Source organism: Halorubellus litoreus, assembly GCF_037081675.1.
GTDB lineage: Archaea > Halobacteriota > Halobacteria > Halobacteriales > Natrialbaceae > Halorubellus > Halorubellus litoreus.
Genome location: NZ_JAZAQL010000002.1, coordinates 1,113,355 through 1,125,446, shown reverse-complemented (window position 1 = coordinate 1,125,446; position 12,092 = coordinate 1,113,355). Strand labels below are relative to the sequence as shown.

Genomic DNA, 12,092 nt, shown 5'->3' with positions numbered 1-12,092 from the left:
GGCGCTGTCGCTGACGAATCGGCCATTACTTACAGTCATGTTACTCTGTTAGAATCTCCCTGTATGGTTCGCCCACCGTGTAGTAGACAGCAACCTCAATCTCACCGGGTGTGTCCGTGAACTGCACCCGAAGCCCCTCTATCTCGTCGACGAGCTGGCTGTTCATCGCCACCCGCTCCGCCTGCAACCGAACCTTCTCAACGATGTTCGCGGGACCAGTCTCACCGAGGATACGAGTGAAGTACCGCGAGAGGATGAACCCAAGCGCCTGCTCGAACGACTCCCGTCCGGTTACGGTCGCGAGGTCGTTCGTGTCGTCCAGATGTAGCTCGAAATTCCCGTTAACCTTCAAATCCCTCATCTACTCAATGTTTACCTTGGTACTGCGAACCAGGTTCACGCTCGTTACGTGCCCGTCCACGTCAGTCGTCGTCGTTACGTCCGTAATCGCCCCAGCGGGGTTCCCAGTAGTGTCTCCGAGCGTCACTTCGTTGGCGTCGATCTCCACCGCGTAGGAGCCGCCATTGTTCGTGACTGTGAGCTTCGTTCCGTCGCCGAACACCAGTGCGAACTCGTCGCCGGTCAACGTCGGGAAGCTCCCGCCCGCCGGGTCGTGCGTCAACACGCCCACGATAACCGGACGACCGTCGCTCAGGTAGTCGACCGCCACGTCGTCTCGCTGTTGTGGCGTCACCGCCAGCCCCGCACTCAACCGAAGTACGGAGACTCGCGGCAGGTCAGTTTGCTTTGCGTCGTACAACTTGACGTTGCACTCAACACCGCCGTTGTCACTGAATACCGATGTGACTTGTCCAACATCAAGCGTCATTATCCAAAGATGTCCTGTGGGTCGTACTCGTTCCCGTTCGGCCCCACCAGGAACGTCTCCGTCTCCATCGGAATCAGGTGGGGGCGGCCCTGGTCGTCGAAGTACATCGGGAGTCGCGACAACTGAAGCGTGACTCGCCAGCCGTCATGTGGACTCATACTGTGCTGGGCCGCCGTAATCTCGAACACACCGCCGTCGATGGTTCGCTTGCACCGGTTCCCGCTGGGTTCCACGACGAGCTTCTGGCCGACCGTGACCGCACGCAGGTCACCAGAAATCTCCGTCGACGACAACCCGTTCAGGGTGATACTCCCCGAGGACTCCGCACGAATCGCGTTCTGAAGCACGCGCCGTGCGATCTCCTCCAGTACCACACCGTCCGTCGCACCGCTCCAATCGGAGAGGCGACCATCTTCGTGGTCCTGGCGTTCATCGAGCCGACGCGCCAGCTCCTTGTGGTCGCGGACGTCCACGATGATAGATTCGTCACCAGCGTTCACGTCACCGCGAGTTGCCCGCGCGTAGAACCGGTATCGGTCAACCTCGCGCCGAGAGAACCCAACTCCGGTCGGGGAGAACTGCTGGGTGAAGTCCGTGGACTTCGCGTGGTTCTTCACGCCCCCCACGACGACCGCTGTTCTCACGGGCGTCGGGTCTTCGGGGACGTTGTAGTTCGTGACCGTCAACAGCGACGGGTGCGTTCCCGCGAGATACGTCGTACCGTCCGCGTCCGGTGTACCCAACTCAAGGTACCCAAACCGGTTGACGTGAACCTCGAATCCGAACCGCTTCTGGACGGCTTCGATTGCTCGCCACGGCGTAACGTGGTCGAACGTGAACCCACCATTGACACCCCAAAGCGCAGAGGACTCCAGAAACACCTTGTCACTGAAGTCCCGCAGGAGGTGCTGGATTGACTCCAACCAATCACGGTTCTCCGAGCCAACATACGTAATCCCGTCACGGAGGTCGTCGTCAGCGTCTATCTCTCCAGGGTCACGGTCGTCAAGCACCGCCTTCCCGATGGTGACCGTTTCAATGTCTCCCGCGTCAACGTACCGAACCCCTTTGATAACCTCATGGGGGTCGTTCCGCTGGTCGAGGATGTATTCCATGATCTCCCCGAGCGTGTGGTTGTGCATCCGCTTCTCGACGAACCCACGCGTGAGAATCTTCCGCTGGTCGTAGAGGTTCACGAACGCCTCGTTCCCGTCACCGACGTCGTGTTCGATGGTGTCCGGTGGGAGCGTGAACCGTCCGAGGATCGCGTCACCTGCGGTAACGGTCACGGGTTCCCACTCCTCGGCGCTATTCTCAATCAGCAAGCCAGCCTCCTCACTAACGGTCGCCCGGCAGTGGTCGAGCTTCCCGTACTCCGTGTCGACGGACAGCTCGTAGGGCTTCACGATGATACCGGAGACTTCGAAGTTGAGGTGCGCCCGGATACTGTCACACCGCATCAGCCGTAGAACCCGTAGCCGGGGTTGTAGTCGTCGCTGATGGTCGTGTCGTCTGCGGCGTCACCGCGAGACACAATGCCGTCGTCGGGAATCCCGTACTCGTCGGTCCCCGTGGAGACGAGCGACAGCGTGTAGCGATAGAGCCAATCACCGGTTTCACTGGAGATAGCGACCGGCCCGCGAACCGACCCCGTTTCCACGAGGACTTCGCCAGACCACGACATCCAAATCATATCGAGTTCCTTCCCGTAGTCCAGTAGGCGATTGAAGTTGTCAACCTCGTACTGGTGGAGGTAGCCATCGAGCGTGATGGTCCTGTTCTTCGCCCCAATGTCGTCGACGTCCTGGCCTTCGCAGATTGAATCCGACTTCGAGAGGTTCCGTTCCTTCTCAACTTCGGGTTCCATCGGCGGGTAGAACGGTGCGAACCACTGGTTCTCTCCGAGCAACTCAAACTCTATCTCGGTCTTCCCGAGGGTTCCCGAGGATGCCCCTGCTGGAGTGGACACCGGCCCGGTTTCGTTACTGATGTCTGGTCCAGTATTGATGTCTGCCATTTAGAGACTCCGTGCATTGTCGACCGCGCCAATCCGGTTGTGGACCGACGTGATCTTCCGCGTAATCATCGACTGTTCTTGCTTCGACAGGCGACCGTTCACTTCGAAGTTGTAGTTGACCGTCGTGTTCCCGCCACCGTAGCCCGGAACAGGCGCACTCGCGTTACGACGCTTCCCATCGAGGGTTGCGTAAGCGAGGCCACCTGCGGCGACCGCCGCGAGGCCCACGAGCGTCATGGCCTGGAGCGTGCCCATCGCCGTGATAGCGCCCCACAACTCAACGACGAGCGTGCGGACGGCCATTATCGCGGGTGCCATCGCCTTCGCAACCGACAGCCCGAGCGCACTCTGCATCAGCACCTTGTACGCCAGCCACGCTCGCGCCGCGAAGTACACGGTCTGTCCGAGCGTGAACAGCGTCACGGTCGCCATCAGGAGCGCCCCCAGCAGGGGACCCCCGAGGAACTCAGCGACCTTCGCCATCGCCGCAAACACCGGCTTGAACAGGGAAACGAACCCGGCCCATGCCTTGCTCAGTTGGTAGATGAGGTAGATGATGTACGCGAAGGTCTGTCCAATGTCAATCAGGACCTCCTGGTTCTCGTACATCTCGACCGTCGCCCAGCGGAAGAAGTCATTGATACCTTGACCAATGAGTCGTCCAAACTCCTGGGTGAGCTGGTGGATGTGCGGCGCGAGGCTCGCCATCGTGTCGATCACGAGGCCAACCCACTCTACGATACCACGCAGGGAGTCACGAACCGCCTCCTCGAACACAGTGAGGTGCCGGACGTTCTCCATGAGGCCGCTCAAGTCGACGAGGGTTCCCGCGAGAAGCCGGTCGCTAATCGGCGCGAACAACTTCGCCACGGGCTGTATCACCGAGAACAGCTCTCGCTTGAAGTCACCGAGCTTCCTGCGGGCGTTCGCGAAGGACTCCGCGAGCGTATCACCGTCCCCGAGCAACCCGAGGCCAATCATGGCACCACCAGCAACCGCAACCGCACCAGCCGCCGCCGCCAGGCCCGCAAGCTCAACGGAGAGCGCCACGACCATCGGCAGGAGCATCGCAATCAGTTGGATGAACTGGTGGTAGGTCGGAATCAACTTCTTGATACCACCCCGCATCCCATCCAGGCCAAGGTCGAGGAGGTCGAGTGGAGACTTCCCCTTGAGCTTCCCGCGAACGCCATTGACGATGTTCTCGAACAACTTGCGTTGGCGAACCACGGTGGACATCGACATCCCGAAGCCCGTACCGGGTGCCTTCGTCAAGAAGTTCGCCGGGTCGTACTCTGGAAGGGCCGGAATCGAGAGGCCACCGCGACCACCACCGCCACCACCGCCACCGACCTGCCGGACGTACTGGGTGTGCCGGGAGACGGTATCACGAGCAAGCGCCTTCTTCTTCGCGAGCGCCCGGTCCAGGTCGCCGTCTCGGATGTTGATCTCCGTGTTGATGTCCTTCCCGAGCGACTCCAGTTCGGCGCGAATCTCGGCCAACTGTTCCTGGGTTTCGTTCGCTATTCTAACAACTAAGTCTACGCTCATCTGATGGGTTCAGTAATTTCTTCTGCGTTGTGATTCACGAACGAGCGGGTCTGACTCGTCGTGTTCGCGTTCTGGTTGTGTCGGGTGTTCCGTGGTCCTGCGTCGACCGTGGGTAACCCACCCGTCTGTTCGTCGATACGCGCCGCCTCCTGGCGCTTTGCTTCAATGAGGATTTGTCGTTGTAAGGGAGTGAGTAAGCCCTGGCGCTCCGCGAGCGGGATGTCTTCGTTCAGGGCAACGATGTCGTTCGCCCACCCCTCAGCGACGAAACTTCTCCGCGTCCCCCATGGCGTGCGACAGCTCCATGACCGCCGAGCCGATCTCGATGGAGATACCACCCACGAGGTGTTCGTGGACAAGCTCTGCCCAGCCGTCTTCGGTTTCGCCAATCGCTTCGGCGTCGACGCCCATGACCGCGGCGTCCTGAAGGACGGCAATCATCTCGGGGTCCATGGAGTCCATGTCGACTTCACCGTCGTTCTCCTCTGCCTGCTCGTCCATTTCCTCCATGGCCTCCTCCATGTCGTCTTCCGTGACGTCCAGGCGGAACAGGAGGGCGTAGAAGTCGTCGTCAATGAGCGGCTTCAGGACCAGCTCAACGTCTTCACCGCCGATGCTAAACTCGCGCTTCTCGCGGTAGCTGGACCCACGAAGGGCAAGCTCTCGGACCTTACTGCGACTCTTTCCGGTTTCGGTTTCCGTGTTGTTGTCACTCATAGTGAATATTGGTTCTTATCAGTAGCGGGACCCCGCGGGAAGGCGGGGAGAACAGTAGTGTGTGAGGGGGTTCGCCGCCGAATCAGGCGGGCGTCTTACCGAGGGCAATCCAGTCGTAGGAGACTTCAGTGACCTCCCCGGTCTGCATCTCGTAGCCGGTGGAGACGACACGAAGGTCGTGCCACGTCTCCGTGAACGGGTCCGGGTTGTTCGGGTCGTTCGGGTTGAGGTCGTCGTGGGTCAGCGTCAGCGCGACGTTCCGGCGGGGGAGGCCGTTTTCATCGAACAGATAGGAGTCGATGACATGACGACGACCCTTGAAGGTCATACTCCCCGAGTAGGAAATCTCGGTGACGGCATCCCCGATGGGGAAGACGTTGTTCTCGCGGACTTGCTCGACGGTGATCTCCTTGGTGGTGTCGACGTTGGCGACCGATAGTTCGTAGTCGCCGTCGACGGTGGAGATTGCGAGCGTGACGTCCTTCGCGGCCTCGACCGGAGGCTTGCTCTCGTACTGTTGCGTGTTCTGCGTGGTGTTATTACTGGGCATACGTTATCAAAGGGTTTTCTTAGCCTACTGGCCCGCCGTGACCGTGTTGTAGATGTTACGGAGCGGCGCGACCGGCGTCACCCCAACCTCAACATCAGCCGTGTCCTTGTCGCGCTTCTCGACGTAGACCTCGTAGGAGAGAATCGCCCCGGAACTCAGCAAGAACCCAAGCCGACCCTCAAGGACGTTCTGCATCCGCTTCAGGACCTTCGGGTTGTTGAACTTCCCGATGAACGGCTCCTCGTTGTCACGGATCGTCTCAATGACGGCATCCATGATGAGGCGAGCCAGCCCGTAGTCGAACGCCGCCTCCTCGTTGTTCCCATCGGAAACACAGGTGGGGTCGTCGACAATCTTGGAGCCACGCCGTTCGCTCGTGAGCGGCACGACGTTCTCCTCGATGAGCGCGGCCTGGTCCGCTTCGGAGAGACGCTCGTAGAGAACGTCCTGGGTGCGGAGGCGCTTGTTCACGGGAGAGGCGTTGATACCGAGGGTCGCCCGGCGACCGAGGTACGAACCAACCACGCTCTCGCCGTCCGCGTTCCTGCTGGGGTAGACGACCTGCGCCCGGCTGGAGTTGTGCGCCGCCGAGTACGTCTGCGGGTCCATGTGCTGTGGGACACCCGCAACCGCAATCGCGAAGTCGTAGGACTTGGCCGCCAGCACAACCTGTGCGACGAGGTAGTCCGCGACGTCTTCGTTCTCGGTCGTGGTACCGAGGAAGTCCACGGCGTCAACCGCGTCCACGTCGTCCATGAAGGCGTCAATCGCGCCCTCGTAGTCGAAGTATTCGTAGTCGACCGTGGCCGAGGAACTGACGCTCTGGTCGAGCTGGAAGTCGCCCGTGACGGGGTTCAGGTACACCTCGTCCTGGCCGGGCGTAATCTGCGTCGGGTCGTCGAGCGTGACAATCGTCGTCTTCTCGGTACCGTCGATGGTGAAGACCGTCTTCGCGGGGTTCTCACTCACGGGGGCGTTGTCCAGCGTGCCCTCGGAGCCGGAAACCGCGCTCTGGTCTTCGACCTGGACGGTCTGCCGGGCCGGGGTCAGCGCGTAGACGGGGTTCGCGCCCTCAAGGAGTGCGTCCAGAACCGCCTGGGTTAGTTGCTCGCCGGTACCGAACAGGCCGCGTGCCTGGGTGCCGCGCGTGATTCGATACACCGTGTCCGGGTCAGCGGTCCCCGTCGTCGGGTCGTACTGCCCGATGATCGCCACGTCGCTGGGAGCGTCCGTAGAGATACCGAGAGTCGAAGCCGTCTCAACGTCGGTGACTACACCGGGGGTGTTGTCATTTCCAAGTCGTACCATGTTATGTTAAGTGTATGTCGTTTTCGATGTTCAGAAGCACATCCTCGCCAAGCTCAGGGAGGGTGCGCGTCAAGCGGTTCAAGAACTTCAGTTCCAACCGAACCGTCTGCCCGAAGGTCGGGACAGGCGGGGCGAACTGCAAATCGTGTTGCCCACCGGAGGCAACCTCCAGTTGGCGGACGTCCGCGTGCAGGTCCCCCGGCGTATCCTCAAGGAAATTGAAGTGTTCCTCGATGGCCGCGAGTAACTCGTGGGACTCAACCTCGTCGTCAGAAAGCACGACCACGAGCGCGGTCATGTCGTGATAGATGTGAAATTCCGCGCCGTTCACGTCGCCCTCCTCGTCGAAGGTCGGCCCCGCGTAATTGCGGTGACCGCCGTCGTGGGTGCGGGTCGTGTCCCACTTCGCCAGGGCAACCGCGGGAAGGTCGCGGTCTTCCCCGGTCCCAGTATGCACCGGAACAGAAACGACCGACTCAAGCTCCGCTACCAGGAGGGCAAGAACGTCTAACTTATTCATGTTTTAAATCCGCCGAGGCATCTCGCGCTCGATAATCTCCTTCGCGATCCGCTCCTTATCGCGGTCCAGCCGTTCCTCCGCGTACCGCGCGAAGTGAATCCCGTTCAGGCCGTCGCGCTTGATTTTCTCGCGAAGCCACTCCACCTTGTACTCCTCCGGCATCGGCCAGTGCGCCAGCTTCTCGCGGACCCACGGTCGAAGGGCCTCCTTCGGTGGTGCCTTGTACGGGAAGGTCGCCCCACGCTCAACGTACTCGGCGTGTTCGGCGAAGTTCCGTACAATCAGGTGCAGGTCGTTCCCGCGGTCTTCCTCTATCTTCGCCCAGGACTCCCACACCTCCCAGTTGAAGATGGCATCCTTCCGTTCGATGCGGTGGCGAGCGAACGCGACCGCCTGGTCGTAGAACTCGTCGCGAACTTCATCGAGCGCACTATCAAGCTCGCGCTCCAGGCGAGCAAGCGACCGGTCAATGCCCTCAACGTCGACCTCAAGGTCAAGTCGTATCCGCTCCACGTCACTCCACCCGCTTGGCCGTGGATTCGATGTGGGTCTTCCGCGCGAGTAGTGCGCGTAACTCGTAGACCGCACCGTCGTAGACGATACGGTCACCGTCGAGAATCGGGGCGTCGGTGGGGAACGCGAACCGCGGGGTGTCCATCTCGAAGTTCCCGTACTGGGTATCAACCTGGCGGTTGCGCTGGACTCGCCGACCGTAGTAGCGAATCGCCCGCGTCTCACCAACCCGGTCGAAGTCCTTCACGGGATTGTTCAAGACGTCCTTACCGGAGCCGTTGTTCCGAAGAACGTCGCAGTGTTCACCCTCCCGCTTGATGTACGTGGAAATACCCCTCATTTATTCGTAACTGTAAGTCCGGTCTGACCGCCCAACAGAACGAATCCCAAAGAGGTTCTCGGAGGGCTGAACACGCGCCATGTAGTCCTGAAACTCCTGCTTCCAGACCACGGCGTCTTCACCGTCTTCATCGGCGCGGAGCGTCCGTTGCTCGATGTCGCCGATGCTCATGTGGACGTTCTCCAGTTCACCCATCTTGATCTTCGCGAACAAGCAGGTCAACCAGAACAGCGCGCGTTCGGCGTAGAGGTCATTGGTCCCGAAGAACTCCAGGTCAATGATACCCGCCTTCGCCCGAATCTCACGCTTCGCCAGCTCCACAAGCTCCAGCATCACCGGAATCTCGATGATTTCGTCGTCGTACTCCGTGAGGTTCTGCACCTCAAGGACCAACTCGTAGTCGTTAGTTGCCATCGTTCATCTCGTTGAGCCGATTCAGGTTCCGAACCAGCTCGTCTCTCCAGAAGCGTTCGTCGTCGTCTTCGAACGTGTGGCGTCGGAGCGCCCCAAGTCGCTTGGGGGTGTTCCGCCGCTTCCCGCGGAGGACCGCCTTCCCACGAATCAGCATCAGCGAGACAAGCGCCTTCTCTGCGGCATCAGCCTGGTAGAAGTTCAGGTTCTCTCCGTTCGTGAGGCGTTCGTTCACTTCGCGAGAAATCTCGGCCTTTGCTTCAGCAAGTTCCTCCCGAAGAACGTCCGTCCGAACGTCAACTGCGTTGGTCGCACCGATAGAGCCGCGGACGAGTGACAACAGTTCCTCGTCAGAACTAACCATGTGTGGTTAGGCCCTCAGGCGAGGTTGTCTGCGTTGACCTTGACCGCCGCGAGCGGGTCGGCCATGAAGGTCCCGTAGCGGGCACTGCCGTATGCGCCGATGAGCGCACCCGGCTCTCCAACGGGGCCGCCGTTCGCGCCCTGGGTGAGCGTGACGGGGCGGGCCTCGTGGAACGCGACGGGCTTCTCGTCGGAAACCACGTAGAACTCGTAGGAGCCACCCGTGTCCGCGATCCACGGCGTCTGCATGAGCGTCACGCCGTCGATGATGATGCGGTTCTCGGGGAGCGCCTGCGAGCGCAGGCTGGTCGCGTCGGGGATGTGGAAGGTCGCGTCCCAGGCCAGCTCGTCAACGAACTCTGCCGCGAACTCGCTGGAGATGAGCGCGTAGGACGGGCGCTTGCCGTGGTGCCGAAGCTGCTTGTTCGCTTCGCGGATGTGGGCCGTCGCGCTGCGGGGGTTGGCGTCCCCGAACAGCTCGTTGGTGTCCGCGAAGGTGTGGTCGTGGGTGTTGCTGAAGGTGTACGCCCCGTAGTCGGGAACGTCGTACCAGAGCGCGGAGCCGTCTGCGACACCGTTCTGGATGGTGCCGAAGATGACTTCGTGTTCCTTCTTGAGTGCGCCCTCGACGAGAACGCGGAACCGCTTGAGAACCTCGTCCGCCGGGTTGTCTTCGATGAACTCCTGGGTGAAGCCGAGCGAGCGCCCGTACTTCGCGATGCTGAACGCAACCTGCTCGTTGGTGACGTCACCCGTGCGAGCGTGTTCGCCCTCAGCGAGTTCGTGCCACGTCATGTCGCCATGGGCGGCGGTCGTGAACACGCGGTCACTCACGGTGGTCGCGAGCATCTCGCGGAACGGACGGGCGGCGTCGTTGAACGCGTCAACAGTCGCCATGCCGTCGATGAGAAGTTCAGTCAGCGATACGTCGTCCTTCGTCGTCAGGTCGCGCTTACGGTAGTCTGCCATTTGAAATGTTGAAAGGGTTTTGTTAGGGTTGTCTTAGAAACGATCAGGCTGCCACGTCGTGCTGTTGCGAGACGCGGAGAACGATTGCCTCACCGTCGTCAATCGCGTAGCCGACGATCTGCTGGAGGTCGCCAACTGCGGCGGGCATCGTCTGCGTGTAGCCGCCACCAGCCGCCAGGTAAACGTCGTCACCCGGAGTGAAGCCCCAGTCTTCGTCGCTGTTCTCAACGACGACGCCGTACTCGATGTAGGACACCCGGTGGGTGCCCATGAGGGTCCGGTTCGCCTCGGTCACGAGGGAAACCGCCTCCTCGGTGACTGCCGAGAGGTCAGTGACGGGCGACATGAGGACGCCGCGTGCCTTGACCGCGACACCGGAGTCCGCGTCGGCCTTCACGATGTCGCCGTTGGCGTCGACGCCAACAAGCTCTGCCTCCTCCCCAGCGTACTGGGCGAGTCCGGCGTGACGGTTAACGGGCTGTTCCGCAGAAGTTGCGATGCGTGCGTGTACCATGTGTGTAGTAAAGTTGTGTTAGGGTTTTCTTGGGATTCAGTCGAACGAGAGGCCGGGGATACCCTGGAGGGAACCGCGTGCCTTCTCGACCGCCGAGTCGTAGTCGTCAGCGGAGAAGTCGCCAGCCTTCGACGGCTTGGACTCCTTCATGAACGACGGCGTGTCGTCGTCCGCCGGGTCGTCCACTGGGTCGTCGTCCGCGGGAAGGTCCGCAGGCGCTTCCTCGGTCTGCTCGTCCATCTCGTAGAGACGCGACAGCGAGAACTCCGCCAGCTCCTCAACAGTCAGGGGAACGCGCTCGGCGAGCGCCTCCGCGAACTGTGCCTTGAACGCCGAAACCTCCTCCTGAAGCGCCTCAAACTCCGCCTCCTTCCCGTCGTTGCCCACGCCGTCAAGGGCTTCAACGAGGTCGTTGAACGCTGCCTGGTTCGCCTCGTGCTTCTCCGCGAACTCCGTGAGGGTCGCGCGCAGTTCGTCCTCGTCCATCTCGTCGATTGCCGTCTCGAAACTCAGATTGTGAAATTCCATGTTTAAATCTCGTATTCTACCGTGTGTACCGACAGGCGAGAGAACTCTGCCCGCGTACCCTCTGCCCCACTTACGTCGCTGGGAGCTTCATCGAGAACGCCTGCGTCCTGTGCCGCCTGCATAAACTGGGCCTTCAGGCCCCCGCCGTTGTCGTACCCACCGGGGAACGGCGTGGCGGAGAACTCCTGAAGGACACCATCAGTCGGACGAATAACGCCGTCGTCCGTGATCTCGTAGTCGAACGACCGACCGAACCCAACACTCCCATCACGGAGCGCCGGGGGACGGTGGGTCAAATCCGCAATTACGTCTGACCGGAGCGCGTTGCCCGTGTTCGGAACGTAGCCGTGAACGCGGAGTGCGTCGTCGCTGAACCACACCTGGTCGATGTAGCCCGCGTTCGAACGCTGGTCCTTGTCATGGGACATCTGGAACGGAACTTCCGACGAGTAGTCGTGCCCGGCGACGTTCGCCAGGAACTCCGGGCCGATGTCGAAGCCGTTGCGGTCTTCGGGGTCACCCGGCTGCATCGCCTCGAAGATGAACTCGACTCGCTCCAGGTTCCCGTCCTGGTCGTGAACCTCCTTCACGCCGTACTCGTTGTAACCGTCCGCCAGGGCGTTCGGGTCAGACGGCGCACTGAAGCGCGTACTGAACGTTAGGTCCTGGTCGATGTTTGCTTGGATGTCACTCATGTTTCTACCATCGAATTAGCCCGCCCAGCTTCGCGAAAATCGCCGTGATAGCCGAGCCGAGACTGAACAGCACACCACTCGTAATCATGGTGTTCCGCTGGACGCGGGAGTCCAAGGAATCAAGCCGCTCGTCGTGCCGGGCGTCGTTCTCGCGAAGTGATTGTAGTTCGTTACTGATGTGATTCGTTCGTTCGTCTATCCTGGCCGTTCGGGTGGCAATGTCTCTGAGATACTTGTTCTTCTCGTCGTCTTCCATGGATGAGATTC

Annotated in this window: 18 protein-coding genes; all 18 read right to left on the bottom strand. The window is 60.9% G+C overall.

All coding sequences use genetic code 11. The annotated features are described in order from the left end of the window. Positions 1-40 precede the first annotated feature (40 nt). Positions 41-361, bottom strand: a complete 321-nt coding sequence (locus VYJ16_RS13030; protein ID WP_336350741.1) for a hypothetical protein — start codon at positions 359-361, stop codon at positions 41-43. Beyond that, complete coding sequence (locus VYJ16_RS13025) at positions 362-829, bottom strand: hypothetical protein (RefSeq protein WP_336350740.1); 468 nt, start codon at positions 827-829, stop codon at positions 362-364. Next, positions 829-2,289, bottom strand: a complete 1,461-nt coding sequence (locus VYJ16_RS13020) for a hypothetical protein (protein WP_336350739.1) — start codon at positions 2,287-2,289, stop codon at positions 829-831. Before VYJ16_RS13020 ends, VYJ16_RS13025 begins: the two co-directional genes overlap by 1 nt. Continuing rightward, the gene (locus VYJ16_RS13015) at positions 2,289-2,846 is read right to left on the bottom strand and encodes a hypothetical protein (protein WP_336350738.1); all 558 of its coding nucleotides are present in this window, start codon (positions 2,844-2,846) and stop codon (positions 2,289-2,291) included. Before VYJ16_RS13015 ends, VYJ16_RS13020 begins: the two co-directional genes overlap by 1 nt. Beyond that, a complete protein-coding gene (locus VYJ16_RS13010; RefSeq protein ID WP_336350737.1) occupies positions 2,847-4,349 on the bottom strand; it encodes a hypothetical protein in 1,503 nt (500 codons plus the stop codon). 306 nt (positions 4,350-4,655) lie between these two features. Continuing rightward, complete coding sequence (locus tag VYJ16_RS13005) at positions 4,656-5,114, bottom strand: hypothetical protein (protein WP_336350736.1); 459 nt, start codon at positions 5,112-5,114, stop codon at positions 4,656-4,658. Positions 5,115-5,196: 82 nt separating this feature from the next. Further along, a complete protein-coding gene (locus tag VYJ16_RS13000) occupies positions 5,197-5,664 on the bottom strand; it encodes a hypothetical protein (RefSeq protein ID WP_336350735.1) in 468 nt (155 codons plus the stop codon). 24 nt (positions 5,665-5,688) lie between these two features. Then, entirely contained in the window at positions 5,689-6,879 is a 1,191-nt protein-coding gene (locus tag VYJ16_RS12995) for a hypothetical protein (RefSeq protein ID WP_336350734.1), read from the bottom strand. Between the two features lie 94 nt (positions 6,880-6,973). Then, positions 6,974-7,492 (bottom strand): hypothetical protein, encoded by a 519-nt coding sequence (locus tag VYJ16_RS12990; protein ID WP_336350733.1) that lies wholly within the window; start codon positions 7,490-7,492, stop codon positions 6,974-6,976. Between the two features lie 3 nt (positions 7,493-7,495). Beyond that, complete coding sequence (locus VYJ16_RS12985) at positions 7,496-8,005, bottom strand: hypothetical protein (RefSeq protein ID WP_336350732.1); 510 nt, start codon at positions 8,003-8,005, stop codon at positions 7,496-7,498. Position 8,006: 1 nt separating this feature from the next. Further along, on the bottom strand, positions 8,007-8,345 hold the full coding sequence (locus tag VYJ16_RS12980) for a hypothetical protein (protein ID WP_336350731.1): 339 nt from the start codon (positions 8,343-8,345) through the stop codon (positions 8,007-8,009). Then, positions 8,346-8,759, bottom strand: a complete 414-nt coding sequence (locus tag VYJ16_RS12975; protein ID WP_336350730.1) for a hypothetical protein — start codon at positions 8,757-8,759, stop codon at positions 8,346-8,348. Continuing rightward, the gene (locus VYJ16_RS12970; protein ID WP_336350729.1) at positions 8,749-9,120 is read right to left on the bottom strand and encodes a hypothetical protein; all 372 of its coding nucleotides are present in this window, start codon (positions 9,118-9,120) and stop codon (positions 8,749-8,751) included. The genes VYJ16_RS12975 and VYJ16_RS12970 overlap by 11 nt, the downstream gene beginning before the upstream one ends. A 14-nt stretch (positions 9,121-9,134) precedes the next feature. Then, positions 9,135-10,088 carry a phage major capsid protein gene (locus tag VYJ16_RS12965; protein ID WP_336350728.1) on the bottom strand — a complete coding sequence of 318 codons (954 nt, stop codon included), beginning with the start codon at positions 10,086-10,088 and terminating at the stop codon, positions 9,135-9,137. A gap of 43 nt (positions 10,089-10,131) precedes the next feature. Then, positions 10,132-10,602 (bottom strand): hypothetical protein, encoded by a 471-nt coding sequence (locus VYJ16_RS12960; RefSeq protein WP_336350727.1) that lies wholly within the window; start codon positions 10,600-10,602, stop codon positions 10,132-10,134. A gap of 36 nt (positions 10,603-10,638) precedes the next feature. Continuing rightward, entirely contained in the window at positions 10,639-11,130 is a 492-nt protein-coding gene (locus VYJ16_RS12955; protein ID WP_336350726.1) for a hypothetical protein, read from the bottom strand. A gap of 2 nt (positions 11,131-11,132) precedes the next feature. Beyond that, complete coding sequence (locus tag VYJ16_RS12950; RefSeq protein WP_336350725.1) at positions 11,133-11,825, bottom strand: hypothetical protein; 693 nt, start codon at positions 11,823-11,825, stop codon at positions 11,133-11,135. 4 nt (positions 11,826-11,829) lie between these two features. Then, positions 11,830-12,081, bottom strand: coding sequence for a p24 family protein (locus VYJ16_RS12945; protein WP_336350724.1), 252 nt, complete (start codon positions 12,079-12,081; stop codon positions 11,830-11,832). Positions 12,082-12,092: the final 11 nt, after the last annotated feature.